The organism is Streptomyces sp. NPDC049879 (assembly GCF_044461265.1).
Lineage (GTDB): Bacteria > Actinomycetota > Actinomycetes > Streptomycetales > Streptomycetaceae > Streptomyces.
The window spans coordinates 26,893-52,304 of the sequence record NZ_JBITKT010000009.1 but is presented as its reverse complement, the minus strand read 5'-3'; the positions used below and the strand labels follow the sequence as shown (position 1 = coordinate 52,304).

Annotated in this window: 26 protein-coding genes; 7 read left to right on the top strand and 19 right to left on the bottom strand. The window is 71.8% G+C overall.

The genetic code is table 11. The features are described 5' to 3' along the window. From nuoL to ACIBPC_RS26565, 12 genes are read right to left on the bottom strand one after another with little or no spacing between them, the layout of a single operon-like run. A complete protein-coding gene (gene nuoL, locus ACIBPC_RS26620) occupies positions 1-1,896 on the bottom strand; it encodes an NADH-quinone oxidoreductase subunit L (protein ID WP_362966969.1) in 1,896 nt (631 codons plus the stop codon). 28 nt (positions 1,897-1,924) lie between these two features. Then, the gene (gene nuoK / locus ACIBPC_RS26615; protein ID WP_362966967.1) at positions 1,925-2,224 is read right to left on the bottom strand and encodes an NADH-quinone oxidoreductase subunit NuoK; all 300 of its coding nucleotides are present in this window, start codon (positions 2,222-2,224) and stop codon (positions 1,925-1,927) included. Continuing rightward, on the bottom strand, positions 2,221-3,129 hold the full coding sequence (locus ACIBPC_RS26610) for an NADH-quinone oxidoreductase subunit J (protein ID WP_398848112.1): 909 nt from the start codon (positions 3,127-3,129) through the stop codon (positions 2,221-2,223). The genes nuoK and ACIBPC_RS26610 overlap by 4 nt, the downstream gene beginning before the upstream one ends. Then, complete coding sequence (gene nuoI / locus ACIBPC_RS26605; RefSeq protein WP_362966963.1) at positions 3,126-3,764, bottom strand: NADH-quinone oxidoreductase subunit NuoI; 639 nt, start codon at positions 3,762-3,764, stop codon at positions 3,126-3,128. Before nuoI ends, ACIBPC_RS26610 begins: the two co-directional genes overlap by 4 nt. Further along, positions 3,757-5,139: an NADH-quinone oxidoreductase subunit NuoH gene (gene nuoH, locus ACIBPC_RS26600; protein ID WP_362967053.1), complete on the bottom strand. Its 1,383-nt coding sequence runs from the start codon at positions 5,137-5,139 to the stop codon at positions 3,757-3,759. Before nuoH ends, nuoI begins: the two co-directional genes overlap by 8 nt. Next, positions 5,139-7,679, bottom strand: coding sequence for an NADH-quinone oxidoreductase subunit G (locus ACIBPC_RS26595; RefSeq protein WP_398848109.1), 2,541 nt, complete (start codon positions 7,677-7,679; stop codon positions 5,139-5,141). Before ACIBPC_RS26595 ends, nuoH begins: the two co-directional genes overlap by 1 nt. Then, complete coding sequence (gene nuoF / locus ACIBPC_RS26590) at positions 7,676-9,043, bottom strand: NADH-quinone oxidoreductase subunit NuoF (protein WP_398848107.1); 1,368 nt, start codon at positions 9,041-9,043, stop codon at positions 7,676-7,678. Before nuoF ends, ACIBPC_RS26595 begins: the two co-directional genes overlap by 4 nt. 2 nt (positions 9,044-9,045) lie before the next feature. Then, positions 9,046-9,924 (bottom strand): NADH-quinone oxidoreductase subunit NuoE, encoded by an 879-nt coding sequence (gene nuoE, locus ACIBPC_RS26585; RefSeq protein WP_362966957.1) that lies wholly within the window; start codon positions 9,922-9,924, stop codon positions 9,046-9,048. After that, positions 9,921-11,258 carry an NADH-quinone oxidoreductase subunit D gene (locus ACIBPC_RS26580; RefSeq protein WP_398848418.1) on the bottom strand — a complete coding sequence of 446 codons (1,338 nt, stop codon included), beginning with the start codon at positions 11,256-11,258 and terminating at the stop codon, positions 9,921-9,923. The genes nuoE and ACIBPC_RS26580 overlap by 4 nt, the downstream gene beginning before the upstream one ends. Then, the gene (locus ACIBPC_RS26575; RefSeq protein ID WP_398848416.1) at positions 11,255-11,980 is read right to left on the bottom strand and encodes an NADH-quinone oxidoreductase subunit C; all 726 of its coding nucleotides are present in this window, start codon (positions 11,978-11,980) and stop codon (positions 11,255-11,257) included. The genes ACIBPC_RS26580 and ACIBPC_RS26575 overlap by 4 nt, the downstream gene beginning before the upstream one ends. Positions 11,981-12,024: 44 nt before the next feature. Further along, complete coding sequence (locus tag ACIBPC_RS26570) at positions 12,025-12,579, bottom strand: NADH-quinone oxidoreductase subunit B family protein (protein WP_052848501.1); 555 nt, start codon at positions 12,577-12,579, stop codon at positions 12,025-12,027. A gap of 16 nt (positions 12,580-12,595) precedes the next feature. After that, positions 12,596-12,955, bottom strand: a complete 360-nt coding sequence (locus ACIBPC_RS26565) for an NADH-quinone oxidoreductase subunit A (RefSeq protein ID WP_362966953.1) — start codon at positions 12,953-12,955, stop codon at positions 12,596-12,598. Positions 12,956-13,309: 354 nt separating this feature from the next. Between ACIBPC_RS26565 and ACIBPC_RS26560 the strand changes: the two genes are divergently transcribed. Both ACIBPC_RS26560 and ACIBPC_RS26555 read left to right on the top strand, forming a co-directional pair. Further along, a complete protein-coding gene (locus ACIBPC_RS26560) occupies positions 13,310-14,092 on the top strand; it encodes a sulfite exporter TauE/SafE family protein (protein WP_398848105.1) in 783 nt (260 codons plus the stop codon). A 271-nt stretch (positions 14,093-14,363) separates the two neighbouring features. Beyond that, positions 14,364-15,224 carry a C40 family peptidase gene (locus tag ACIBPC_RS26555; RefSeq protein WP_362966949.1) on the top strand — a complete coding sequence of 287 codons (861 nt, stop codon included), beginning with the start codon at positions 14,364-14,366 and terminating at the stop codon, positions 15,222-15,224. A gap of 95 nt (positions 15,225-15,319) precedes the next feature. Here the strand turns inward: ACIBPC_RS26555 and ACIBPC_RS26550 are convergent, their stop codons facing one another. Both ACIBPC_RS26550 and ACIBPC_RS26545 read right to left on the bottom strand, forming a co-directional pair. Then, positions 15,320-16,615, bottom strand: a complete 1,296-nt coding sequence (locus tag ACIBPC_RS26550) for a geranylgeranyl reductase family protein (protein ID WP_398848103.1) — start codon at positions 16,613-16,615, stop codon at positions 15,320-15,322. A gap of 98 nt (positions 16,616-16,713) precedes the next feature. Next, positions 16,714-17,415 (bottom strand): demethylmenaquinone methyltransferase, encoded by a 702-nt coding sequence (locus ACIBPC_RS26545; protein ID WP_362966947.1) that lies wholly within the window; start codon positions 17,413-17,415, stop codon positions 16,714-16,716. Positions 17,416-17,510: 95 nt separating this feature from the next. Between ACIBPC_RS26545 and ACIBPC_RS26540 the strand changes: the two genes are divergently transcribed. Beyond that, entirely contained in the window at positions 17,511-17,888 is a 378-nt protein-coding gene (locus ACIBPC_RS26540) for a hypothetical protein (protein WP_362966945.1), read from the top strand. 87 nt (positions 17,889-17,975) lie between these two features. Here ACIBPC_RS26540 and ACIBPC_RS26535 read toward each other — a convergent pair whose 3' ends face one another. Then, entirely contained in the window at positions 17,976-18,275 is a 300-nt protein-coding gene (locus tag ACIBPC_RS26535; protein WP_398848101.1) for a hypothetical protein, read from the bottom strand. Between the two features lie 95 nt (positions 18,276-18,370). Between ACIBPC_RS26535 and ACIBPC_RS26530 the strand changes: the two genes are divergently transcribed. Together ACIBPC_RS26530 and ACIBPC_RS26525 are read left to right on the top strand one after the other, a co-directional pair. Beyond that, the gene (locus ACIBPC_RS26530; protein WP_398848099.1) at positions 18,371-18,760 is read left to right on the top strand and encodes a DUF4180 domain-containing protein; all 390 of its coding nucleotides are present in this window, start codon (positions 18,371-18,373) and stop codon (positions 18,758-18,760) included. A gap of 25 nt (positions 18,761-18,785) precedes the next feature. Further along, entirely contained in the window at positions 18,786-19,421 is a 636-nt protein-coding gene (locus ACIBPC_RS26525; protein WP_398848098.1) for a DNA-binding response regulator, read from the top strand. A 70-nt stretch (positions 19,422-19,491) separates the two neighbouring features. On the opposite strand, the gene ACIBPC_RS26520 is transcribed toward ACIBPC_RS26525, so the two are convergent. Continuing rightward, the gene (locus ACIBPC_RS26520; protein WP_052848493.1) at positions 19,492-19,695 is read right to left on the bottom strand and encodes a cold-shock protein; all 204 of its coding nucleotides are present in this window, start codon (positions 19,693-19,695) and stop codon (positions 19,492-19,494) included. A 244-nt stretch (positions 19,696-19,939) separates the two neighbouring features. Between ACIBPC_RS26520 and ACIBPC_RS26515 the strand changes: the two genes are divergently transcribed. Next, positions 19,940-20,809: a menaquinone biosynthetic enzyme MqnA/MqnD family protein gene (locus tag ACIBPC_RS26515; RefSeq protein ID WP_398848096.1), complete on the top strand. Its 870-nt coding sequence runs from the start codon at positions 19,940-19,942 to the stop codon at positions 20,807-20,809. Between the two features lie 36 nt (positions 20,810-20,845). After that, positions 20,846-22,036: a cyclic dehypoxanthinyl futalosine synthase gene (gene mqnC / locus ACIBPC_RS26510; RefSeq protein WP_362966936.1), complete on the top strand. Its 1,191-nt coding sequence runs from the start codon at positions 20,846-20,848 to the stop codon at positions 22,034-22,036. Positions 22,037-22,118: 82 nt separating this feature from the next. On the opposite strand, the gene ACIBPC_RS26505 is transcribed toward mqnC, so the two are convergent. From ACIBPC_RS26505 to ACIBPC_RS26495, 3 genes are read right to left on the bottom strand one after another with little or no spacing between them, the layout of a single operon-like run. Beyond that, positions 22,119-23,471: an ABC transporter substrate-binding protein gene (locus ACIBPC_RS26505; protein WP_398848093.1), complete on the bottom strand. Its 1,353-nt coding sequence runs from the start codon at positions 23,469-23,471 to the stop codon at positions 22,119-22,121. Between the two features lie 38 nt (positions 23,472-23,509). Continuing rightward, positions 23,510-24,466, bottom strand: a complete 957-nt coding sequence (locus ACIBPC_RS26500) for a carbohydrate ABC transporter permease (RefSeq protein ID WP_398848091.1) — start codon at positions 24,464-24,466, stop codon at positions 23,510-23,512. 28 nt (positions 24,467-24,494) lie between these two features. Beyond that, complete coding sequence (locus tag ACIBPC_RS26495; protein ID WP_398848089.1) at positions 24,495-25,409, bottom strand: carbohydrate ABC transporter permease; 915 nt, start codon at positions 25,407-25,409, stop codon at positions 24,495-24,497. Positions 25,410-25,412: the final 3 nt, after the last annotated feature.

Genomic DNA, 25,412 nt, shown 5'->3' with positions numbered 1-25,412 from the left:
TCAGACCGCCCTCATCAGCAGGGTCGCGGCGACGAGCAGGGCCGCGCCGCCGAACATCGAGACCGCGTAGGAGCGGGCGAAGCCGTTCTGCACGCGCCGCAGCCGCCCGGAGAGGCCGCCGAACGAGGCGGCCGTGCCGTTGACCACGCCGTCGACCAGCTTGTGGTCCACGTAGACGAGCCCCCGGGTGAGGTAGCTGCCGGTCTGGACGAACGCGGCGTGGTTGAAGTCGTCCTGGAGCAGGTCGCGGCGCGCCGCGCGGGTGAGCAGGCTCCCGGCCGGCGCCACCGCGGGCACCGGGCGGCGGCCGTACTGGAACCAGGCGCCGGCCACGCCGAGGACCATCACGGCGGTCGCGGCGATCGACACCTCGCCGTGGCTGACCGGCGAGTCGCCGTGCGCCAGGCCGGTGACGGGTTCGAGCCAGTGGACGAACGACTCGCCCGCGTCGAAGAGGAAGCCCGCCGCGACCGCGCCGACCGCCAGGACGATCATCGGGACGGTCATGGTGAGCGGGGACTCGTGCGGGTGCGGCTCGTGCCCGTGGGCGTCCGGCTGCCAGCGCTTCTCGCCGAAGAAGGTCATCAGCATGATGCGCGTCATGTAGTACGCGGTGAGCGCCGCGCCCAGGAGCATCACGCCGCCGAGGATCCAGCCCTCGGTGCCGCCCTTGGAGAAGCCGGCGTAGATGATCTCGTCCTTGGAGAAGAAGCCGGAGAGGTAGGGGAAGCCGATGATCGCGAGGTAGGCGAGGCCGAAGGTCGCGAACGTCACCGGCATGTGCTTGCGCAGCCCGCCGTAACGCCGCATGTCCACCTCGTCGTTCATGCCGTGCATGACCGAACCGGCGCCGAGGAACAGCCCGGCCTTGAAGAAGCCGTGCGTGACCAGGTGCATGATCGCGAAGACGTAGCCGAGCGGGCCGAGCCCGGCGGCCAGCATCATGTAGCCGATCTGCGACATCGTGGACCCGGCGAGGGCCTTCTTGATGTCGTCCTTCGCGCATCCGACGATCGCGCCGAACAGCAGCGTCACCGCGCCGACGACGACCACCACCGTCTGGGCGTCGGGCGCCGCGTCGAACACCGCGCCCGAGCGGACCACCAGGTAGACGCCCGCGGTGACCATCGTCGCCGCGTGGATCAGGGCCGAGACCGGGGTCGGGCCCTCCATCGCGTCGCCCAGCCACGACTGGAGCGGCACCTGCGCCGACTTGCCGCAGGCGGCCAGCAGCAGCATCAGGCCGATGCCGGTCAGCGTGGACTCGGAGGCGGTCGTCGCGTTCGGCAGGACCTCGGAGAACGCGAACGTGCCGAACGTGGTGAACATCAGCAGGATCGCGATGGACAGGCCCACGTCGCCGACACGGTTGACGACGAACGCCTTCTTCGCCGCCGTCGCCGCGCTCGGCTTGTGCTGCCAGAAGCCGATCAGCAGGAACGAGGCGAGGCCCACGCCCTCCCAGCCGACGTACAGCAGCAGGTAGTTGTCGGCGAGGACCAGCAGCAGCATCGCGCCGAGGAAAAGGTTCAGGTAGCCGAAGAAGCGGCGGCGCCGCTCGTCGTGCTCCATGTACCCCACCGAGTAGAGGTGGATCAGCGTGCCCACGCCCGTGATCAGCAGCACGAACGTCATCGACAGCTGGTCCAGCTGGAACGCGACGTCGGCCCGGAAGTCCGCCACCGGCACCCAGCTGAACAGGTGCTGGTGCAGCGTCCGCTCCTCCCCCGTCCGGTCCAGCAGGTCGAGGAAGAGCGCCACGGCGAGGACGAACGAGACGGCCGCCATGGCCAGGCCGAACCAGTGGCCCGCGCGGTCCAGGCGCCTGCCGCCGAGCAGCAGCACGGCGGCGCCCAGCAGCGGTGCCGCGACGAGCAGTCCGATCAATGACTCCACGAGAACGCTCCCACGATTTCCTTTGGCCCTACAGCTTCATCAGGCTGGCGTCATCGACCGAGGCCGAGTGCCGGGAGCGGTAGACCATGACGATGATGGCCAGCCCCACGACGACCTCCGCGGCGGCCACGACCATCACGAAGAACGCCATGATCTGGCCGTCGAGATTGCCGTGCATGCGGGAGAAGGTGACGAGCGCGAGGTTGGCGGCGTTGAGCATCAGCTCGATGCACATGAACACGACGATGGCGTTGCGCCGCAGCAGCACCCCGGCGGCGCCCAGCGTGAACAGCAGGGCGGCGAGGTAGAGGTAGTTCTGCGGGTTCACTTCCTGGCCTCCTCGGCCTCGGACGCGTCGGCGGCGTCGGTGGTGTCGCCGCCGCCCAGCGCCGTGCCCTGCGGCACGGAGACGGGCGGCGTGGGACGGCCCTGGTACGCGGCGGTGCGCTGTTCGAGGGCGGCGAGGTCGGCGAGCGCCTGGCCGTGGACCTCCCGCACCTGGCCGCGCCCGCGCAGCGTCGCGTTGACGGTCAGCTCGGACGGGGTGCCGTCGGGCAGCAGGCCCGGGATGTCCACGCCGTTGTGGCGGGCGTAGACACCGGGGGCGGGCAGGGGCGGCAGCTGCGTGCCCTTGCGCACGCGCTCCTCGGCCTGCTCGCGCTGCGTCTTGTTCCGCTCGATGCGCTCGCGGTGGGTGAGCAGCGTGGCGCCCAGGGCGGCGATGGTCAGCAGCAGGCCCGTCACCTCGAAGGCGACGACGTACCGGGTGAACAGCAGGGACGCGAGACCCTGCACGTTGCCCTGCGCGTTGGCCTCGCCCAGGCCGGTGAACGAGCCGGTGGACGCCTGGCCGATGCCCGCGATCAGCAGCAGCCCGAGGCCCAGGGCGCAGGCCGCCGCGAGCCAGCGCTGTCCGGACAGCGTCTCCTTGAGCGAGTCGGCCGCGCTGACGCCGACCAGCATCAGGACGAAGAGGAAGAGCATCATGACCGCGCCGGTGTAGACGACGATCTGGACGACGCCCAGGAAGTACGCGCCGTTGGCGAGGTAGAAGAGCGCCAGCAGCACCATCGTGCCGGCGAGGCACAGCGCGGAGTGCACCGCGCGGCGCAGCAGGAGCGTGCCGAGGCCGCCGAGGACGGCCAGCGGGGCGAGGAGCCAGAACTGCACGGCCTCGCCGGTGGAGGTGGAGGTCTCGGCGGCGAGCGTGCCGAGCGTGGTCACGGTGCTCATGCGTGGCCCCCCGGTACGCGGGCGGCCGGGTCGGTCAGCTTGGACGCGGCGGTCACCGGGTCCTCGTCGCCGTCACCGCCGGGGACCTCGCCCTTCGACCGGGCCACCTGCCGCTCGGTGCCCGGCGCCGCGCCGGTGACCTCGCCCCGGTAGTACGACTGGTCGTCGGTGCCGGGGTACATCGCGTGCGGCGCCTCGACCATGCCGTCCGTGAGCCCGGCGAGCAGCTCCTCCTTGGTGTAGATCAGGGAGGCGCGGGTGCGGTCGGCCAGCTCGTACTCGTTCGTCATGGTGAGCGCCCGGGTGGGGCACGCCTCGACGCACAGGCCGCACAGGATGCAGCGCAGGTAGTTGATCTGGTAGACGCGGCCGTAGCGCTCGCCCGGGGAGTAGCGCTCCTCCTCGGTGTTGTCCGCGCCCTCCACGTAGATGGCGTCGGCGGGACAGGCCCAGGCGCACAGCTCGCAGCCGATGCACTTCTCCAGGCCGTCCGGGTGCCGGTTGAGCTGGTGGCGGCCGTGGAAGCGCGGGGCGGTCGGTTTCTTGACCTCCGGGTACTGCTCGGTGAGGCGCTTCTTGAACATGGCCTTGAAGGTCACGCCGAAGCCGCCCACCGGATTGTGGAACTCAGGCATCGTCGGCCTCCTTTCGGGGAGTCTCGGGGTCGGCGTCCTCGGCGGCCGTGGTCACACCGGCGACGGTCGCCGGGACCCGCGCCCGCGACGGGCGGCGCGGCACGGCGGGCAGGGTCTGCCCCGGCAGCGGCGGCACGGGGTAGCCGCCCGCCACGGGATCGAAGACGGGTTCGGGACGCGCGGCCTCGGCGTTCTCCCGCTCCTGGTCGGCGCGGTCGCGGAAGATGTCCACGACGAACGAGATCAGCAGCAGCGCCAGGACGCCGCCGCCCACCCACAGGAGGATGTCGCGGAAGGCGTAGTCCTCGTTCTGCATCGCGCGGACGGTGGCGACGAGCATCAGCCACACCAGCGCGATGGGGATGAGGACCTTCCAGCCCAGGACCATGAACTGGTCGTAGCGCACGCGCGGCAGCGAGCCGCGCACCCAGACGAAGAAGAAGATGACGGCCGCGGTCTTCGCGAGGAACCACAGCATCGGCCACCAGCCGGAGTTCGCGCCCTCCCAGAAGCTCAGCGGCGCCGGTGCGCGCCAGCCGCCCAGGAAGAACGTCGTCATGAGCATCGAGACCGTGACCATGTGCACGTACTCGGACATCATGAAGAACGCGAACTTGATCGAGGAGTACTCGGTCAGGTAGCCGCCGACCAGGTCGCCCTCGGACTCCGGCATGTCGAACGGCGCGCGGTGCGCCTCGCCGACCATCGCGACCATGTACATCAGGAACGAGACGGGCAGCAGGATCACGAACCAGCGGTCCTCCTGCGCGTCCACGATGGCCGAGGTGGACATCGACCCGGAGTAGAGGAAGACCGCCGCGAAGCTCAGGCCCATCGCGACCTCGTACGAGATCACCTGCGCCGTGGCGCGCACGCCGCCGAGCAGCGGGTACGTCGAGCCGGACGACCAGCCCGCGAGCACCGTGCCGTACACGGCGATGGCGGACGTGGCGAGGATGTACAGCAGGGCCACCGGCAGGTCGGTGAGCTGGAGGACGGTCTCGGTGCCGAAGATGCTCACCGGGTCGTCCGCCGGGCCGAACGGGATGACCGCGACGGCCATGAACGCCGGGATCGCGGCCAGCAGCGGCGCCAGGATGAAGACGACCTTGTCGGCCGCCTTCACGTTGATGTCCTCCTTGAGCATCAGCTTCACGCCGTCGGCGAGCGACTGGAGCATGCCCCAGGGGCCGTGCCTGTTGGGGCCGATGCGCAGCTGCATCCAGCCGACGACCTTGCGCTCCATCACGATGCAGACCAGCACGAGCAGCATCAGGATCGCGAAGCAGCCCACCGCCTTGACCAGGACCAGCCAGAACGGGTCCTGGCCGAACATGGACAGGTCGGCCTCCTGCGCGAGCGCTGTCAGCGGCATCATGCGTTCACCTCCTCGGCGACCGGTGCGGCGTCCGGGGTCCCGGTCGCGGGGGACACGCGGACGACCTGGCCCGGGACGGTGCCCAGGTCCGCGAGGGCGCCTTCGCCGGTGGAGTTCAGCGGCAGCCAGACGACGCGGTCGGGGATCTCGGGGGTGACGCGCAGCGGCAGCGTGACCGTTCCGGCGGGGCCCGTGACGGTGAGCGGCTCGCCGTCGGCGACCCCGGCCTCGCGCGCGGTGGCGGGCGAGAGGCGGGCCAGGGCGGCGTGCCGGGTGGCGGCGAGCGCGGTGTCGCCGTACTGGAGCCTGCCCTGGTCGAGCAGCAGGCGGTGGCCCGCGAGGACGGCCTCGCCCTCCTCGGGGCTCGGCAGTTCGGCGGGCGTCGCGGTCGGGCCGAGCGGCAGGTCGCCGGTCCACAGGGGCAGGCCGTCGAGTTCGCGGCGCGCGCTGTGGACGTCGGGCAGGCCGAGCGGCGCGCTGCCCGAGCCGTCCACGGCGGCCAGGGCGTCGGCCAGCATGTGCAGGGCCCGCCCGTCGGCGACGACGTGGCGGCGCGTCATCTGGTCGGGCTTGATGGCGGCGGCGAACGAGCGTGCCCTGCCCTCCCAGTTGAGGAACGTGCCGTCCTTCTCCGCGACGGCGGCCACGGGCAGGACCACGTGCGCCGCCTCGGTGACCTCGGAGGGCCGCTGCTCCAGGCTGACGAGGAACCCGCCGGCGGCGACGGCGGCGAGCGCCGCGCGGGCGCGCGCCGGGTCGGGCAGGTCGGTGACCTCGACGCCGCCGACGACCAGCGCGCCGACGCCGCCGGACGCGGCGGCCTCGACGATGGCGGCGGTGTCGCGGCCCGCGCCCTCCGGCAGGGTCTCGACGCCCCAGGCGGTGGCGATCTCGCGGCGGGCGCGTTCCGACCGCTCGGGGCGGCCGCCGGGCAGCAGCCCCGGCAGGGCGCCCGCCTCGATGGCGCCGCGCTCACCGGCGCGGCGCGGGATCCACGCGAGCCGGGCGCCGGTCGCGGCGGCGGTGGCGACGGCGGCGGTGTACCCGCCGGTGACCTGGGCGAGCCGTTCGCCGACGACCAGGACCGCGCCCTCGGTGCGCAGCGCCTCGGCGGCCCGCCTGCCCTGGTCGTCCAGGCTGTCGGAGCCGGTGGCGAGGGCGTCCAGCCAGTCGGGCTCGGTGCCGGGCGCGGCGGGCAGCAGCGTGCCGCCCGCCTTGGCGATGCCAGGCGTGATGTGCGTGGCGACCGACCAGACCTTCAGGCCGCGCTTGCGGTACGCCTTGCGCAGCCGCAGGAAGACGCCGGGCGCCTCCTCCTCCGACTCGAAGCCGACGAGGACGACGGCCGTCGCCTGCTCCAGCGTGGTGTTGGTGACGCCGGTGCCGTCGAGGTCCACGCCGCGGCCCGCGACCTGCGCGGCGAGGAACGCGGCCTCCTCGGCGCTGTGCGGGCGGGCGCGGAAGTCGATGTCGTTGGTGCCGAGCGCGACGCGCGCGAACTTGGCGTACGCGTAGGCGTCCTCGACGGTGACCCGGCCGCCGGTGAGGACGGCGGCGCCGCGTTCCCGTGCCGCCGCGAGCCCCTCGGCGGCGACGCGCAGTGCCTCGGGCCAGCTGGCCGGCTCAAGACGGCCGGTCTCCGCGTTCCGCACGAGCGGGCCCGTGAGGCGGTCGGCGGTCTGCGCGTACCGGAAGCCGAAGCGCCCCTTGTCGCACATCCACTCCTCGTTGACCTCGGGGTCGTTGACCGCGAGGCGGCGCATGACCTTGCCGCGCCGGTGGTCGGTGCGCGTGGCGCAGCCGCCGGAGCAGTGCTCGCAGACGCTCGGCGAGGAGACGAGGTCGAACGGGCGGGCCCGGAAGCGGTAGGCGGCCGAGGTGAGCGCGCCGACCGGGCAGATCTGGATCGTGTTGCCGGAGAAGTACGACTCGAACGGGTCGCCCTCGCCGGTGCCGACCTGCTGGAGCGCGCCGCGCTCGATCAGCTCGATCATCGGGTCGCCCGCGACCTGGTTGGAGAAGCGGGTGCAGCGGGCGCACAGGACGCAGCGCTCGCGGTCGAGGAGGACCTGCGCCGAGATCGGCACGGGCTTCTCGAACGTGCGCTTCACGCCGTCGAAGCGCGACTCCGGGTCGCCGGTGGACATCGCCTGGTTCTGCAGGGGGCACTCGCCGCCCTTGTCGCAGACCGGGCAGTCCAGCGGGTGGTTGATGAGCAGCAGCTCCATCACGCCGCGCTGCGCCTTGGTGGCGACGGGCGAGGTGAGCTGCGTGCGGACGACCATGCCCTCGGTGCACGTGATGGTGCAGGAGGCCATCGGCTTGCGCTGCCCCTCGACCTCCACGATGCACTGGCGGCAGGCGCCCGCCGGGTCGAGCAGCGGGTGGTCGCAGAACCGGGGGATCTCGATGCCGAGTTCCTCGGCGGCACGGATGACCAGGGTGCCCTTGGGCACGGAGATCTCGATGCCGTCGATGGTCAGCGTCACCAGGTCCTCGGCGGTGGCCTTCGCCGTCCCGTCGGTGGTGACCGTCACGCGTTCACCTCCTGGTGAGCCGATGCCGTGGTGCCGTCGTCCGCCCAGACGGTGGACTTGGCGGGGTCGAAGGGGCAGGCCCGTTCGGTGATGTGCCGCTCGTACTCGTCGCGGAAGTACTTCAGCGAGGAGAAGATGGGGCTCGCGGCGCCGTCGCCGAGGGCGCAGAACGACTTGCCGTTGATGTTGTCGGCGATGTCGGCGAGCTTGTCGAGGTCGCCGAGCAGGCCCTTGCCCGCCTCGATGTCGCGCAGCAGCTGGACGAGCCAGTACGTGCCCTCGCGGCAGGGGGTGCACTTGCCGCAGGACTCGTGCGCGTAGAACTCGGTCCAGCGGGTGACGGCGCGGACGACGCAGGTCGTCTCGTCGAAGACCTGGAGCGCCTTGGTGCCGAGCATGGACCCGGCGGCGCCGACGCCCTCGTAGTCGAGCGCGACGTCGAGGTGCTCGTCGGTGAACATCGGGGTGGAGGAGCCGCCCGGGGTCCAGAATTTGAGGCGGTGCCCGGGGCGGATGCCGCCGCCGAGGTCGAGGAGCTGGCGCAGCGTGACGCCGAGCGGCGCCTCGTACTGGCCGGGGCGCGCGACGTGCCCCGAGAGCGAGTAGAGCGTGAAGCCGGGCGACTTCTCGCTGCCCATCTCCCGGAACCACTCCTTGCCCCGGTCCATGATCGCGGGAACCGAGGCGATGGACTCCACGTTGTTCACGACGGTGGGGCACGCGTACAGGCCCGCGACCGCGGGGAAGGGGGGGCGCAGCCTGGGCTGGCCGCGGCGGCCTTCGAGCGAGTCGAGGAGCGCGGTCTCCTCGCCGCAGATGTACGCGCCCGCGCCCGCGTGGACGGTGATGTCGAGATCGCCGCCCGCGCCGAGGACGCCTTCTCCCAGAAACCCTGCCGCGTACGCCTCGGCGACGGCCGCCTGGAGCCGGCGCAGGACGGGGACGACCTCGCCGCGCAGGTAGATGAACGCGTGGTTCGAGCGGATCGCGTGGCAGGCGATGATCATGCCCTCGATGAGGGAGTGCGGGTTCGCGTAGAGGAGCGGGATGTCCTTGCAGGTCCCGGGCTCCGACTCGTCCGCGTTCACCACGAGGTAGTGCGGCTTGCCGTCGCCCTGCGGGATGAACTGCCACTTCATCCCGGTCGGGAAGCCCGCGCCGCCGCGGCCGCGCAGCCCGGCGTCCTTGACGTACGCGATGACGTCGTCAGGCGCCATCGCCAGGGCCTTGGCGCTGCCCCGGTAGCCGCCGTGGTCGCGGTAGACCTCGATCGACCAGGACTTGTCCACGTCCCAGAAGGAGGACAGGACGGGCGTCAGCAGCTTCTCCGCGCCCCCGTCGCCGCGTTCGGTCGCGGTGGTCATGGTCACTTCCCCTCCTCGGTGACCGGCCCGGTCGGGTTGCTCGGGTCGGAGGCCGCGCTCTTCTGCGGCGCGTCGTGCGAGCTGGGGTGGGTGGCGGGCGGGCGGCCCGTGCCCGTGCCGGTCTGCGCGTCGCCCTGCGCGTCGGCGTCCCGGCCGCCCGGGTGCTCCCCGGCACGGGGCGCGGTGACGCGGGCGGGGGCGTCCTGGCCCTTGGCGAGCCGCAGTCCGGCGAGGGAGGCGGGGCCCGCGCTGCCCCCGGCGGCGACGGCGCCCGGCCGTTCGTCGGGGAAGCCCGCGAGGATGCGGGCGGTCTTGCGGAAGTCGCACAGCGGGGCGCCGCGCGTGGGCGTGACCTGCTCACCGGCGCGCAGCTGGTCCACGAGCTGCCGGGCCGACTCGACGGTCTGGTTGTCGAAGAACTCCCAGTTGACCATCACGACGGGCGCGAAGTCGCAGGCCGCGTTGCACTCGATGTGCTCCAGCGTGACCTTGCCGTCCTCGGTGGTCTCGCCGTTGCCGACGCCGAGGTGCTGCTGGAGGTCGGCGAAGATCGCGTCGCCGCCCAGGACGGCGCACAGCGTGTTGGTGCACACGCCGACCTGGTAGTCCCCGGACGGCTTGCGCCGGTACATGGAGTAGAACGTCGCGACGGCCGTCACCTCGGCGGTCGTCAGGCCGAGCACATCCGCGCAGAACTGCATGCCGGTGCGCGTCACATACCCCTCCTCCGACTGCACGAGGTGGAGCAGCGGCAGCAGCGCGGAGCGGCTGTCGGGGTAGCGGGCGATCACCTCGGCCGCGTCGGCCTCCAGCCGGGCGCGGACGTCGTCCGGGTACGGCGGGGCCGGCGTCTGCGGCATGCCCAGGCTGACCTCGGTCATCGGTCGACGCCTCCCATCACGGGGTCGATGGACGCCACGGCGACGATGACGTCGGCGACCATGCCGCCCTCGCACATCGCGGCCATGGACTGGAGGTTGGTGAAGGACGGGTCGCGGAAGTGCACCCGGTACGGGCGGGTACCGCCGTCGCTGACGATGTGGACGCCCAGCTCGCCCTTGGGCGACTCCACGGCCGTGTAGACCTGTCCCGGCGGGACGCGGAAGCCCTCAGTGACGAGCTTGAAGTGGTGGATCAGGGCCTCCATGGAGGTGCCCATGATGTTCTTGATGTGGTCGAGCGAGTTGCCGAGGCCGTCGGGCCCGAGGGCGAGCTGCGCGGGCCAGGCGATCTTCTTGTCGCCGACCATGACGGGTCCGGGCGCGAGCCGTTCGACGCACTGCTCGATGATCCGCAGCGACTGCTCGATCTCCTCAAGACGCAGCAGGAAGCGGCCGAAGGAGTCGCAGGTGTCGGTGGTGGGGACCTCGAAGTCGTACGTCTCGTAGCCGCAGTACGGGTCGGACTTGCGCAGGTCGTGCGGCAGTCCGGCGGAGCGGAGGATCGGCCCGGTGGCGCCGAGCGCGAGGCAGCCGGCGAGGTCGAGGTAGCCGATGTCCTTCAGCCGCGCGCGGAAGACCGGGCTGCCGCTGCACAGGGCGTCGTACTCGGGGAGGTTCTTGCGCATCTGCCGGACGAACTCGCGCAGCGCGTCGATGGCGCCGGGCGGCAGGTCCTGGGCGAGGCCGCCGGGGCGGATGAACGCGTGGTTCATGCGCAGCCCGGTGATCAGCTCGAAGATGTCGAGGCACAGCTCCCGGTCGCGGAAGCCGTAGATCATCACCGTGGTGGCGCCCAGCTCCATGCCGCCGGTGGCGATGGCGACGAAGTGGGAGGAGATCCGGTTCAGCTCCATCAGCAGGACGCGGATGACGCTGGCGCGGTCGGGCACGTCGTCGGTGATCCCGAGGAGCTTCTCGACGCCGAGGCAGTACGCCGCCTCGTTGAAGAACGGCGTCAGGTAGTCCATGCGGGTCACGAACGTCGTGCCCTGCGTCCAGGTCCGGTACTCGAGGTTCTTCTCGATGCCGGTGTGGAGGTAGCCGATGCCCGCGCGGGCCTCGGTGACCGTCTCGCCGTCGATCTCCAGGATCAGCCGCAGCACGCCGTGCGTGGACGGGTGCTGGGGACCCATGTTGACGACGATCCGCTCGTCGTCGGCGCGCTCGGCGGCGGCCTGGGTGATCTCGTCCCAGTCGCCGCCGGTGACGGTGTAGACCGGGCCTTCTGTCGTCTCGCGCGGTTCCGCGGGGCGGGTGGCGTGAGTGGTCATCAGCTGTACGACCTCCGCTGGTCGGGAGCCGGGATCTGGGCGCCCTTGTACTCGACGGGGATGCCGCCGAGCGGGTAGTCCTTGCGCTGCGGGAAGCCCTGCCAGTCGTCCGGCATCATGATCCGCGTGAGGGCCGGGTGGCCGTCGAAGACGATGCCGAAGAAGTCGTACGCCTCGCGCTCGTGCCAGTCGTTGGTCGGGTAGACCTCGACGACCGAGGGGATGTGCGGGTCGGCGTCGGGGGCGCTGACCTCCAGGCGGATCAGCCGCCCGTGGGTGAGCGACCGCAGGTGGTAGACGGCGTGCAGTTCGCGGCCCGTGTCGTGCGGGTTGTGGACGCCGCTGACGCCGAGGCACAGCTCGAAGCGCAGCGCGGGGTCGTCGCGCAGGGTGCGGGCGACCTGGAGCAGGTGCTCGCGGGCGATGTGGAACGTCAGCTCGCCGCGGTCCACGACGGTCTTCTCGACGGCGTGGTCGGGGTCGAGGCCCTGTTCCTCCAGGGCGCCCTCCAGCTCGTCGGCGACCTCGTCGAAGTAGCCGCCGTACGGGCGGGCGGAGGCGCCGGGCATGCGGACGGTGCGGGTGAGTCCGCCGTACCCGGTGGTGTCGCTGCCGTTGTTGGCGCCGAACATCCCGCGGCGCCTGGCGATGGGCTCGCCGGTGCCGCCCGCGCGTTCGAGCGCGGCGTCGGTGACGCCGTCGGCGGTGGGGTGGTTGCCGTTCACGCTGGTCCCGTCGTTCCCGTCGGTGCGCTTGTCTCGCTCGCCGCTCACCGCAGGAGCCCCTTCAGCTCGATGGTCGGCAGCGCCTTGAGCGCCGCCTCCTCCGCCTCGCGGGCGGCCTGCTCGCGGTTGATGCCGAGCTTCTCCTCGCGGATCTTGGCGTGGAGCTTGAGGATCGCGTCCATCAGCATCTCGGGGCGCGGCGGGCAGCCGGGGAGGTAGATGTCCACCGGCACGACGTGGTCGACGCCCTGGACGATCGCGTAGTTGTTGAACATGCCGCCCGACGAGGCGCACACGCCCATGGAGATGACCCACTTGGGGTTGGGCATCTGGTCGTAGACCTGCCGCAGGACCGGCGCCATCTTCTGGCTGACCCGGCCCGCGACGATCATCAGATCGGCCTGCCGGGGCGAGCCGCGGAAGACCTCCATGCCGAACCGCGCCAGGTCGTAGCGGCCCGCGCCGGTCGTCATCATCTCGATGGCGCAGCAGGCCAGGCCGAAGGTGGCGGGGAAGACGGACGACTTGCGGGCGAGCCCGGCCAGGTTCTCGACCGTGTCGAGGATGAATCCACCGGGGATTTTGTCTTCGAGACCCATCAGGGGCGCCTTTCGCTCAGTCCCATTCCAGGCCGCCACGGCGCCAGTCGTACGCGTAGGCGGCACCGATCAGACCGACGAAGATCAGCATTTGCACGAGGCCGAACATCCCCAGCGAGTCGAAGTGCACGGCCCAGGGGTAGAGGAAGACGATCTCGATGTCGAAGATGATGAAGAGCATCGCCGTCAGGTAGTACTTGACGGGGAACCGGCCGCCGCCCGCGGGCTGCGGGGTCGGCTCGACGCCGCACTCGTAGGCGTCCAGCTTGGCCCGGTTGTAGCGCTTCGGCCCGATGACCGCCGCGGCGATCACGGAGAAGACGACGAAGCCCGTTGCCAGGGCTGCCAGTACGAGGATGGGAACGTACGCGTTCACCGCACCCGCTCCTTCCAGTCATCGGCGACTGCCACCACGAAGATCATCGCTATGTGAGTCAGTTCACAAAGCTTCAGGCATCTTAAGCCCGGACCCCTGTGACCTTCGACACGGGGTCGCCCACGAAGTTTGTGATCTCTTTCACCCGACCAACCGCCGCAACTCCGGCCAGCCCCGGAGATAGGACACAAGGTGGCCGATCGGCTACGAAGTGGTGAAGAGTGGTCGTATCGTCGCCTGTTCCGGACCGATCCCACTATCACTTTGTGTCACGTATGAGCAAATTCGCACGTGGGACAGCCTGGTGGTAGAGCGCGCATTGGCCCCATCTCGGACGATCTAGGCTGGTTGCCCGTGTCAGACATATCCCTGGCCGTCGCCCTCGCCCTGTGCGCCACCGCCTTCCTGGCGGGCTGGGTCGACGCGGTGGTCGGCGGCGGCGGCCTCGTCCAGCTCCCCGCCCTGCTCATCGGCCTGCCGCCGCACCTGCCGCCCACGTACGCGCTGGGCACCAACAAGGTGGTCTCGCTGTGCGGGACGGCCGTCTCCGCCGTCACCTACGCCCGCAGGGCGCCCCTCGACGTACGGGCGGCGCTGCGGCTCGGCGCCGTCGCGCTGGCGTCGGCGGCGGGCGGCGCGCTGTTCGCGTCCGCGGTGGACAAGGACGTGCTCCAGCCCGTGATCATGGTCGTGCTGCTCGCCGTGGCCGCGTTCGTCGTCGCCAGGCCGCGGTTCGGCGGCGCGGCGCCGGGTGCGGCGCCCTCACGCCGCAGGCGCGCGGCGGCCGTGCTGGTGGCCGGTGTCGGCGTCGGCTTCTACGACGGGCTGATCGGCCCTGGCACCGGCACGTTCCTCGTGATCGCCCTGGTGTCCCTGCTGCGGATGAGCCTGCTCTCCGCCTCCGCGACCGCGAAGGTCGTGAACGTCGGCACAAACGTCGGCGGTCTCCTCGTCTTCGCCTCCCACGGCGCCGTGCTGTGGGGCCTGTTCCCCTTCATGGCGGCCTTCAACATGGCGGGCGGCTGGACCGGCGCGCGGATGGCCGTGCGGCGCGGGAACGGCTTCGTGCGCGTCGTGCTGCTCGTCGTCGTGACCGCGCTGGTCGCCCGTCTCGCGTACGACCAGTGGTGGGCCTGACGGCGCGCCTCGCGCGTGAGGTGTGCCACGGGCGCGGTGGTTGACATGCACGGCTCGTTGTCCCGGGCGGGTCGCCCGTGCTAGGCCCGCGCCGCCTCCCCGGCATTTCGGACAACACGCAGGACATGGCGCTACAACCACCCCAAAGACGATCATCGACCTGAAACGGCACTTCGGACAAAAAGGCCGCCAACTCGTCGCGTACACGCTGACTGTGGCGCATCCCACGTGAATTGAGATCAACCGTCCGGTGCTGGTAGCCAGGTTGACCATGTCCCCGATTCGTCATCGAGGCCGGCACCGCAGACCCCGTCGGCCGCGCACCACCCGTCTGCTCCGCGGCGGCGTCCTGTCCGGCGTCGTGGGCACCGTCGCCGTCACCGGCGCGACGTCCCCCGCGTCCGCCGCCGAGCCGCCCGCCGAGTCCACGGCCGAACTGCCCGTCTTCAGCGGCGTGCTCAGCACCAGCGCCGCCACGGCCGCCGAGGCCACCCAGACCTGGGCCGGCGACACCGAACTCGCCGCCGAGCGCGAGGCCGCCCTGGAGCGCGCCTTCGAGGAGGCCCAGCGCACCGCCGCGCGGCAGCGCACCGAGCAGGAGGAGGCGGCGCGCCAGGCCGCCGCCGAACGCGCCCAGGAGGCCGCCGACGCCCGCGCCGAGGAAGCGGCGCGCGAGGAGGCCGCGGCCCAGGAGGCAGCCCAGCAGGCCGACGAGCCGCAGGCGGCCCAGGAGTCGGACGGCGCCGCCGTCGAGACCATGGCCGCCCCGGCGGCGGGCGGCAGCGCGGCGGCCGTGGTGGCGTTCGCGCAGTCCCACGTGGGCGACGGCTACACGATGGGCGGCACGGGCCCCGGCGCCTGGGACTGCTCGGGCCTGGTCCAGGCCGCGTACGCCTCCGTCGGCGTCTCGCTCCCCCGCGTCTCCGGCGCGCAGTCCACGGCGGGCACCCAGGTGTCCCTGGACGCGGTCCAGCCCGGCGACATCCTCTACTGGGGCGGCGCGGGCAGCGCCTACCACGTGGCGATCTACGTCGGCGGCGGGCAGTTCGTCGGCGCGCAGAACGCGAGCACCGGCGTCGTGCAGCGCGACCTGAGCTACGACATGCCGTCGGGCGCCGTGCGCGTCCTCTGACACGCACCCCACAGACACACGAAGGGCCGGCCACCCCGGGGAAAGCCCCCCGGGACGGCCGGCCCGCGTGCGTCCGCGGTGTGAGGCACGCGGCCTCAGGCGCGCGGCGTCACCTTCGTCAGCCCGTTGATGACGCGGTCCATCGCGTCGCCGCCCGCCGGGTCCGTCAGGTTGGCCAGCAGCTTCAGGCAGAAGCGCATCAGCACCGGGTGGCTCAGCCCGCGTTCGGCGGCCAGCTTCATGATCTTCGGGTTGCTGATGAGCTTCACGAACGCGCGGCCCAGCGTGTAGTAGCCGCCGTACGTCTCCCGCAGCACCTTCGGGTAGCCAAGCAGCGCCACCTCGCGCTGCGCCGGGGTCTGCCGCGCCAGCGCCTGGCTGACGACCTCAGCCGCGATCCGCCCCGACTCCATGGCGTACGCGATGCCCTCGCCGTTGAACGGGTTCACGAGCCCGCCCGCGTCGCCGACGAGCAGCAGGCCCCGCGCGTAGTGCGGCTTGCGGTTGAACGCCATCGGCAGCGCCGCGCCCCGGATCTGGCCCTGCATGTTCTCCGGCGTGAAGCCCCACTCCGGCGGCAGCGACGCGCACCACGTCTTCAGGACCTCGCGCCAGTCCAGCTCCTTGAACTCGGCGGAGCTGTTGAGCACGCCGAGCCCGACGTTGGACGTGCCGTCGCCCATGCCGAAGATCCAGCCGTAGCCGGGCAGCAGCCGCTCCTGGCCGCCGCGCCGGTCCCACAGCTCGAACCACGACTCCAGGTAGTCGTCGTCGTGCCGCGGCGTCGTGAAGTACGTCCGCACCGCCACGCCCATCGGCCGCTTGGCGTCGCGGTGCAGGTCCATGGCGAGGGACAGGCGCGACGAGTTGCCGTCCGCCGCGATCACGACCGGCGCGCGGAACTCCGCGGGCCGCTTCTCGTCGCCCAGCTTCGCCGTGACGCCGGTGATGCGGCCGGTGCGCTCGTCGCGGATCGGCCCGGACACGTTGCACCGCTCCAGCAGCCGCGCCCCGGCCTTCTCGGCGGCGCGGGCGAGCTGCTCGTCGAAGTCGTCGCGCTTGCGGACGAGTCCGTAGTCGGGGAAGGACGCCAGCTCCGGCCAGTCGAGCTGGAGGCGCTGGCCGCCGCCGATGACGCGCAGGCCCTTGTTGCGCAGCCAGCCCGCCTCCTCGGAGATGTCGATGCCCATCGCGACGAGCTGCTTCACGGCGCGCGGCGTCAGGCCGTCGCCGCAGACCTTCTCGCGCGGGAACGCGGTCTTCTCCAGCAGCAGGACGTCGAGCCCGGCCTGGGCGAGGTGGTAGGCGGTCGCCGAGCCGGCCGGCCCGGCGCCGACGACGATGGCGTCGGCGGAGTACTCGGTGGGGGGCGTCTCGGCGGTCTCGGCCACGGCGGGCTCTCCGATCGGGTCGGCGGGAGGGAAAGGGGGGCTGCTGCGGGGACGGTGAGCGGCCGTCAGGCACGGTGTGCCGGGGATCGGGGCCGAGTCTATGCGGCGCGGTCCTTGGTGCCCCGGTGCAGTGCGACGATGCCGCCCGACAGGTTGCGCCAGGCGACCCGGCTCCAGCCCGCGTGCTGGAGGACGGCGGCGAGTCCCGGCTGGTCGGGCCACGCGCGGATGGTCTCGGCGAGGTAGACGTACGCGTCGGGGTTGCTGGACACGCGGGTGGCGACGGTGGGCAGCGCGCGCATCAAGTACTCGTTGTAGACCGTGCGGAACGGCGCCCACGTCGGGTGGCTGAACTCGCAGACGACCAGCCGCCCGCCCGGCTTCGTCACGCGCAGCATCTCGCGCAGGGCCAGCTCGGTGTCGCTGAGGTTCCGCAGGCCGAAGGAGATGGTCACGGCGTCGAACGCGCCGTCGCGGAACGGCAGTCGCAGCGCGTCCCCGGCGGTGAACGGCATCCACGGCACGCGCCGCTTGCCCTCCGCCAGCATCCCGCGGCTGAAGTCGCAGGGCACGGTGAACGCCCCCGCGAGCGCGAACGGCATGGCGGACGTGCCGGTGCCGGCCGCGAGGTCGAGCACGCGCTCCCCGGGCCGCGCGGCGACCGCGTCGGCGACGGCGCGGCGCCAGCGGCGGTTCTGACCGAGGGCCAGCACGTCGTTGGTCAGGTCGTAGCGGGCCGCGACCGCGTCGAACATCGCGGCGACTTCGGTGGGCTGTTTGTCCAGCGTTGCGCGAGTCACGCGTCCATTCTCGCGGATGCCCGCGTCCTCCGTTCGGGCGACTTCCCCCGCCACCGGGATGAACAGGCCCCGTCCGGCGCACTAGCGTGCCGCCCATGAGCCAGATCTCCCGCGCCCTGCGCGCTGCCTCGCTGACCGCGACCGCGGGCGGCGCGGTACTCGCCGCGGCGGGCGGCGCGTCCGCCGCCGAGGCCGTGCCGGGGCCGCTCTCCACGGTCCCCTCGACGGTCGGCGTGACGGCCGACGCGCTCCGCCACTCGGTCGAGCCGGTCCTCGTCCTGCCGCTCGACCCGCTGTCCAGCTCGTCCACCGACCCGCTGACGAACTCGGTGGGCGCCCAGGTCGCCGACTTCCAGCCGGTCAGCACCAGCGCGGTGACGGGCCCGCTCGCGGACGGCGCCGGGCTCGGCGACCTGCCGGGCGAGGTGCTCGGCGGGCTCCTCGGCGGACTGCCGGTCACCCCCGCGCTCTGACACGGGGCCACGCGGACACGCGGCCACGACCGGCGCGGGCGCGCCCCGGGCGGTGCTCTCCCCGGCCGCGCCCGCGCCTCCCGGCCCTCACTCGTCGCGCTCATCCTCCCGCTCGGCCACCTCCTCCTCGTACACGTCGACCTCCCGCAGCGACGCCGCGTCCCAGATCTCCTCGACCACGGCGCGGGCCTCGCCCTCGTCGATGTCGTCGGACAGTGCCAGGACACGCCGCGTCCACAGGTCGACCGCCCCCTCACCGGTGCCGGCACTCCCGGCCAGGGCGTCGAAGTCGTCGAGGTCGTCGGCTCCGGCGGCCCCCTCCAGGTCCTCCGCGTCACGCATGTCCTGAATGCTCTGCATGTCCTGTGCGTCCCGCATGTCGTCCATGGGCCCATTGGACCGCGCCGCCCGTCCCCCGGCGCGGCGGCACGCGGCCGGGCGAACGGGTGACGGCGGCCGCCCGGCGGGGGCATGCTCGTGCCATGACGCAACCGGCCCCCACGCTCCTGGAGATCCACGGCACGCCCGTCCTCGTCGCCACCGCGGGCCCGCCGCTCGACGGCGCCGAGGCCGCGCTCCCCCTCGTCGCGGAGGCCCTGGGCAGCGGCGCCGAGCTGGTCGTGATCCCCGTGCGGCGGCTGCCGCCCGCGTTCTTCGACACCGCCTCGGGGCTCGCCGACGCGGTGACGCAGGCCTTCCTCGACTACCGCCTGTGCGTCGCGTACGAGGGCGACGTCTCCGCCGCCCTCCGGCGCGACCCGGCGTTCGCCGCGGCCGTGCGGCGCGGGAACGCGGGCCCGTACGTCTGGTTCACCGCCGACCGCGCCGACCTGGCCGACCGCCTCCTCACCCGTCACCGCCCCCCGGACTGACGCCGCGCCGCGTGATACTTGCCGTATGGCCGATCAGGTGACGAGTGTGCACGGGGTCAGGGAGCTGCGGGAACGGGCGGGCCACCTGCTCGCCGGGGCGCGCGAGGAGTTCCTGTGCGCCGCGGACGACCCGTCCACGTTCGCTCTGCCGGGCGAGCCCCCGCGCCGGTCCCCGGGCCTGGCCGTGCGCAAGCTGCACACGGCGCGGGTCCTCGGCCGCCCGGAGGCGCTCGCGTACCTGCGGACGATCACGGCGGACGGCGGGCGCGTCCGCATCTCGGCCGCCCCGCTGGGGCACGAGGCGATCGTCCTCGACCGGCGCGTCGCGATCCTGGCCGGGCGCGTCGAGCGGGGCGAGCGGCGTTACGGCGTGGTGACGGACCCGGACGTGGTGGCCGGGATCGGCTCGCTGTTCGACGCGGCGTGGGAGTCCGGCACCGACCTGGCCGACGTCCCGGACCCGGCGGACGGGCCGCCCCCGGCGCTGGACGAGGAGCTGCGGCCGGTGCTCGCCCTGCTGGGCGAGGGGTGCACGGACGAGGTGGCCGCGCGGCGGCTCGGCGTGTCCGTACGGACCTACCGGCGGCGTGTCGCGGACCTCATGGCGGCGCTGGGCGCGACGTCCCGCTTCCAGGCGGGCCTGCGCGCGCCCCGCCTGTAGGGCAGAGAAGGCAGGAGCCCCCGCCCAGCCGGGCGGGGGCTCCTTCAGTGGTGCGCCGAGGCAGGCGGCCTCAGACGATCGTGACGTTCTCGGCCTGCGGGCCCTTCGGACCCTGCGTGACGTCGAAGCTCACGGTCTGGCTCTCCTCGAGGGAGCGGAAGCCGGACGCGTTGATCGCGGAGTAGTGGACAAAGACATCGGGGCCGCCGCCATCCTGAGCGATGAAACCAAAGCCCTTTTCGGCGTTGAACCACTTGACGGTTCCGGTAGCCATGTAAGCCCTCCCTGGGCCTAAAAGGGTCGCCCTGCTCCAGAACCTTCGATGAAGCCTGAAAACGACGAAAGCCCGCGGCTACATGCTCCGCAGGCTCGTACTGCAAGGGAAACCAAACTGTAACTCGGTACGAGCGTAGCACGCGCCCCTGGAAGCGGGAAGGGTCGAAATGACCCCGGGGGGCCACCTGACCCGCACGTCCCTGACCGCTGCTCCGCACGACCACAGGCGTACCCTGCCGAAGGTGAGTACACACCACCGGAGTCGCCCGCGTGTCGGCCACATCCAGTTCCTCAACTGCCTCCCGCTCTACTGGGGGCTCGCGAGAACCGGGACGCTCCTGGACCTCACGCTGACCAAGGACACACCGGAGCGGCTCGGCGAGCTGCTGGTGGCGGACGAACTGGACATCGGCCCCGTCTCGCTCGTCGAGTACCTGCGGTACGCCGACGAGCTGGTGGCGCTGCCCGACATCGCGGTCGGCTGCGACGGCCCGGTGATGTCCTGCATGATCGTCTCCAAGGTGCCGCTCGAAGAGCTGGACGGCGCCCGGGTGGCCCTGGGCTCGACGTCCCGCACCTCCGTGCGCCTCGCGCGGCTGCTGCTCGGCGAGCGGTACGGCGTCACCCCGGAGTACTACACGTGCCCGCCCGACCTCGGGCTGATGATGCGGGAGGCCGAGGCGGCCGTCCTCATCGGCGACGCCGCGCTGCGCGCCTCGCTGCACGACGCGCCCCGTCTCGGCCTGCGGGTGTACGACCTCGGCGCGATGTGGCACGAGTGGACCGGCCTGCCGTTCGTCTTCGCGATCTGGGGCGTGCGCCGCGACTACCTGGAGCGGGAGCCGGAGACGGTCCGCGAGGTGCACAGGGCGTTCCTCGCGTCGCGCGACCTGTCGATGGCCGAGGTGGGCAAGGTGGCCGAACAGGCCGCGCACTGGGAGGACTTCGACGCCGAGGTGCTGGAGCGGTACTTCACGACGCTGAAGTTCTCCTTCGGCGCGCCGCAGCTCGCGGCGGTGGACGAGTTCGCGCGCCGCACGGGCATCGCGGACGGCGTCGGGCGCGTGAAGCTGCTCGCCCCCGAGGCGGCCGACGGCGCTGGCGTACGCTGACAACCGCAGCACGCCCCCGTCGGAAGGACCACGCCCATGGGCCAGAGCGCCGAGCTGACGACCCTCCTCGACCGCGCCGCCGACGGCGGCCGCATCAGCCCGGAGGAGGCCCTCGACCTGTACCGCTCCGCCCCGCTGCACGCGCTGGGCCAGGCCGCCGACACCATCCGCCGCCGCCGGTACGCGGGCACCGAGCACATCGCCACGTACATCATCGAGCGGAACATCAACTACACCAACGCCTGCGTGACGGCCTGCAAGTTCTGCGCGTTCTACGCCCCGCCGAAGAGCGAGAAGGTGTGGACGCGCGACCTGGACGACATCCTGCGGCGCTGCCAGGAGACCGTCGAACTCGGCGGCACCCAGATCATGTTCCAGGGCGGCCACCACCCGGACTACGGCGTGGAGTACTACGAGCGGCACTTCTCGGCGATCAAGGCGGCGTTCCCGCAGCTGGTGATCCACTCCCTCGGCGCGTCCGAGGTGGAGCACATGGCGCGGATCTCCGGGGTGAGCGCCGAGGAGGCGATCCGGCGCATCCACGCGGCGGGGCTCGACTCGTTCGCCGGTGCGGGCGCCGAGCTGCTGCCCGCGCGGCCGCGCACGGCCATCGCGCCGCTGAAGGAGTCGGGCGAGCGCTGGCTGGAGATCATGGAGACGGCGCACCGGCTGGGCGTCGAGTCGACCACGACGATGCTGATGGGCACCGGCGAGACGAACGCCGAGCGCATCGAGCACCTCCGGATGATCCGGGACGTGCAGGACCGCACCGGCGGCTTCCGCGCGTTCATCCCCTACACGTACCAGCCGGAGAACAACCACCTGAAGGGGCAGACGCAGGCGACGCTCTTCGAGTACCTGCGGATCATCGCGATCGCGCGCATCTTCCTGGACAACGTCGCCCACATCCAGGGCTCCTGGCTGACGACGGGCAAGGAGGTCGGCCAGCTGTCGCTGCACTACGGCGCGGACGACCTCGGCTCGGTCATGCTGGAGGAGAACGTGGTGTCCTCCGCCGGGGCGAAGCACCGGTCGAACCGCCTGGAGCTGCTGCACCTGATCCGCGCGGCGGGCCGGGTGCCCGCGCAGCGCGCGACCACGTACGAGCACCTGGTCGTGCACGACGACCCGGCGCGGGACCCGGTGGACGACCGCGTCGTGTCGCACCTGTCCTCGACGGCGATCGACGGCGGGACGGCGCACCCGGAGCTGACGCTGCTCACCTGACCGCGTGACACGCGCCCGCGCCCCGGTCCCTCCGCGTGGAGGCCGGGGCGCGGGCGCGTGTCACGCGGCGCCTACTCGGTGCCTACTCGAAAAGACGGTTGATCTCCTCGTTGGCGCCGGTGAGGGTGCTCTCCACGTCGGCGCCGGACATGATGCTGTCGAACGCGGGCTGGAGCACGGCCGTCACGTCGCCCGCGTGGTCGGCGATGGGGAAGAGGAACGTCGTCCCGTTCTCCACGTGGTCGGTGAACGCGGACACGTCCACGCCGTCCGCCGCGTACGCGTCGCGGGCCGTCTCCCACGCCTCGGTGATGGCGGGGAAGACGACGTGCCGCTCGCCGATGACGTTCTGGCAGGCGGGCGACGCGAGGTAGCGCACCCACTGCCAGGCGCCCTCGGGGTGGTCGGTGTCCTTGACGATGGAGTCGGCGAGGCCGTTGAACATGCTGGCGTTCTGTCCCGTCGGTCCCTCGGGGTTGGGGGCCATGCCGACGTCCACGCCGTCGTAGCCGAGGTAGGTGCCGATCATCCAGCTGCCGTCGGCCGTCATCGCGGCGGTGCCGGCGGCAATCTGGTCGCTGGGCTTGGCGCCCTGCTGGGAGGCGAAGTCGGGCATGTAGCCCTTCTCGACGAGGCTCTGCCACCAGGCGATGGTCTCGACGAACGCGGGGTCGTCGAAGTTGAAGTGGGTGCCCCACGGGTTCTGGTCGGTGAACTCCCAGCCGTTGGCGACGGCGTACTGGGCCCACTGGGTCTGGCCGAAGTTGGGGCCGCCGCCGCCCTCCATCCACAGGCCGTAGGTGGCGATGTGGTCCTTGTCGAAGCCGGGTTCGTCGCCGCGCACGCCGTTGGTGTCCACGGTGAGGCGGGCGATGACGTCCTCGTAGGTGCCGCCGTCGTCGGGGTTCCACGTCATGTGGGCGACGTCGTCGGCGGTGAGCCCGGCGTCGGCGAGGTCGGCCTCGTCGTAGAACAGGCCGACGGCGTCCCAGTCCTTCGGGAGGCCGTAGCGCTTGCCGTCCTGGCCGATCCACAGGTCGGCGAGGCCGTCCTCGTAGATGTCCAGGGGCACGTCGTCGCGTTCGATGTACTCGTCCAGCGGGGCGAGCAGGCCGCGCGAGACGTACTCGGGGTACTTCGAGAGGTGGTCGGTGAAGACGTCGGGCGCCGACTCGGAGACGAGGCCGAGCGCGAGGGACGTCCAGTAGTCGTCGTAGCCGCGCTGCTCGATGCGGATCGCGTAGTCGTCCTGGCTCGCCTCGAAGTCGTCGGCGCACTGCTGGTAGCCCGGCTGCTGGGCGGAGTCCCACAGCCAGTACGTGATGGTCTCCCGGCCGCTGTCGTCGCCGAACGCGTCGCCGGTGCAGCCGGACAGCGCGAGGGCGGCGAACGCGGCGGCCCCGGCGAGGGCACGGCGGGTGGTCCTCGTGTCCACGGCGTACCTCACTTCGTTCGATGTCACGTCGCTCGATGTCACTTCATGCCTGTGAACTGGATGGAGTTGATGATCTTCTTGCCGAAGGCGAGGAAGAGCAGCATCGTCGGGATGGCCGCGACCAGCGCCGCCGCCATCAGGCCCGCCCAGTCGGGGCCGGTCTGCGGGGTGGCGGAGACGAACGCGCCGAGCGCCACCGTCAGGACGCGCACCGACTCGTCCTGGCCGACGAGCTGCGGCCAGAAGTACTCGTTCCAGGCGTTGATGAAGGTGAGGATGCACAGCGTGATGATGGGCGCGCGGCTCATCGGGACGATGATGCGGAAGAACGTCCTGAAGTAGCCCGCGCCGTCGATCATCGCGGCCTCCTCGACCTCGCGGCTGATGCCGAGGAAGAACTGCCGCAGGAAGAAGATCGCGAAGGGCGTCATGAAGAAGAACGGCGCGACGATGCCCGGGTACGTGTTGAGCAGCCCGAGGCTCTTGATCAGCGTGAAGTTCGGCAGCATCGTGAACACCGGCGGCACCATCAGCGCCGTCAGGAAGACGAAGAACACCTTGTCGCGGCCCGGCCAGCGCAGCCGGGCGAACGCGTAGGCGGCCATCGCGCTGAAGAAGACCTGGCCCGCGGTGATCAGGACGGAGACGACCACCGAGTTGCGCAGGTAGGCCCAGAAGCGGATGGACGCGCCCGAGCCGCCCTCCGCCTGCGCCTCGGCCGTGGAGGCGGTGCCGAGGACCCGTTCGAACGGGCCGAAGGTGAAGTCCACCGGCAGCGGCGACGTCGGGTCGGTGAAGAGGGACCTGTTGTTGGACAGGGCGGTGCGCAGCATCCAGACGAACGGCGCGATCGTCGCGAGGACGACGAGGAAGAGGGCGATCCAGGCGATGAGCCGCCCGGGTCGGATCGTCCGCCGCCGCGCCGGGGCGGGGGAAGGGGTGCGCCGGTCGCGCGCGGGGGTGCTGCTCGCGGCCGGCTGGACCACGGCTGTCATGCGGGGCTCCTTGGTGCGGTCGCGGCGGTCAGGACTGGTCGGAGTCGCCGGCGCGCATCAGCCGCAGCTGGAGGAACGCGATGACGGCGAGGATGAGGAAGAGCGCGACGGAGATCGCCGACGCGTAACCGAAGTCGAACCGCTGGAACGCCTGGTCGTAGATGTAGTACTGGACCACCCGGGTCGCGTCGACCGGGCCGCCCTGCGTGGTGACGGCGACCGTGTCGAAGATCTGCCAGGAGCCGATCAGCGTGACGACGAGGACCAGCGCCATGACCGGCCGCAGGAGCGGGAGCGTGATGCGCGTGAACATGCGGAACTCGCCCGCGCCGTCGACGGCGGCGGCCTCGTAGACGTCCCGGTTGATGGCCTGGAGCCCGGCGAAGATCAGCAGCGCCGTGTAGCCGAGGTGGCGCCAGACGTTGACCAGGGCGATCGTCGGGATGGCCCACTGCTCGTCGCCGAAGAAGCCGATCCGGTCGAAACCGGCCCAGTCGATGACGCCGTTGATGATGCCGAGGTTGTAGTCGGCCATGCAGTACCAGAGCAGGGCGACCACGACGTTCGAGATCAGGTAGGGCAGCAGGACGACGCCGCGGATGACGACGGACTTCGTCAGCCGGTGCATGAGGACCGCGAGGAAGAGGGCGACGACGGTCTGCACGCTGATGTTGATCAGGACGTACTTCAGGGTGACCCAGAGGGAGTTCCAGAAGACGTCGTCGTGCAGCAGCCGCCGGTAGTTGTCCAGGCCGCTGAAGTCCGGGGCCGTCAGCAGGTCGTAGTCGGTGAGGCTGAGGTAGAGGCCGCGGAGGGTGGGCCAGGCGAAGAAGGTGAGGAAGCCGAGGAGCGCGGGCGCGAGGAAGACGAACGCGGCGCGGCGTTCACGCTTGCGCCAGGCGGGCGGGGGGTTGCCCGCGGGGGCGGTGAGGGGCGCGGCCATCGG

Excerpts from the sequence above, each read along its gene's own strand:
- ACIBPC_RS26500 (WP_398848091.1), bottom strand. The coding sequence starts at position 24,466 with ATGACAGCCGTGGTCCAGCCGGCCGCGAGCAGCACCCCCGCGCGCGAC.
- ACIBPC_RS26520 (WP_052848493.1), bottom strand. The coding sequence starts at position 19,695 with ATGGCTACCGGAACCGTCAAGTGGTTCAACGCCGAAAAGGGCTTTGGT.
- nuoE (WP_362966957.1), bottom strand. The coding sequence starts at position 9,924 with ATGACCGAGGTCAGCCTGGGCATGCCGCAGACGCCGGCCCCGCCGTAC.
- ACIBPC_RS26555 (WP_362966949.1), top strand. The coding sequence starts at position 14,364 with ATGTCCCCGATTCGTCATCGAGGCCGGCACCGCAGACCCCGTCGGCCG.
- ACIBPC_RS26610 (WP_398848112.1), bottom strand. The coding sequence starts at position 3,129 with ATGAGCACCGTGACCACGCTCGGCACGCTCGCCGCCGAGACCTCCACC.
- nuoH (WP_362967053.1), bottom strand. The coding sequence starts at position 5,139 with ATGCCGCTGACAGCGCTCGCGCAGGAGGCCGACCTGTCCATGTTCGGC.
- ACIBPC_RS26530 (WP_398848099.1), top strand. The coding sequence starts at position 18,371 with ATGACGCAACCGGCCCCCACGCTCCTGGAGATCCACGGCACGCCCGTC.
- mqnC (WP_362966936.1), top strand. The coding sequence starts at position 20,846 with ATGGGCCAGAGCGCCGAGCTGACGACCCTCCTCGACCGCGCCGCCGAC.
- ACIBPC_RS26525 (WP_398848098.1), top strand. The coding sequence starts at position 18,786 with ATGGCCGATCAGGTGACGAGTGTGCACGGGGTCAGGGAGCTGCGGGAA.
- nuoI (WP_362966963.1), bottom strand. The coding sequence starts at position 3,764 with ATGCCTGAGTTCCACAATCCGGTGGGCGGCTTCGGCGTGACCTTCAAG.
- nuoF (WP_398848107.1), bottom strand. The coding sequence starts at position 9,043 with ATGACCACCGCGACCGAACGCGGCGACGGGGGCGCGGAGAAGCTGCTG.
- ACIBPC_RS26540 (WP_362966945.1), top strand. The coding sequence starts at position 17,511 with ATGAGCCAGATCTCCCGCGCCCTGCGCGCTGCCTCGCTGACCGCGACC.
- ACIBPC_RS26570 (WP_052848501.1), bottom strand. The coding sequence starts at position 12,579 with ATGGGTCTCGAAGACAAAATCCCCGGTGGATTCATCCTCGACACGGTC.
- ACIBPC_RS26495 (WP_398848089.1), bottom strand. The coding sequence starts at position 25,409 with ATGGCCGCGCCCCTCACCGCCCCCGCGGGCAACCCCCCGCCCGCCTGG.
- ACIBPC_RS26535 (WP_398848101.1), bottom strand. The coding sequence starts at position 18,275 with ATGGACGACATGCGGGACGCACAGGACATGCAGAGCATTCAGGACATG.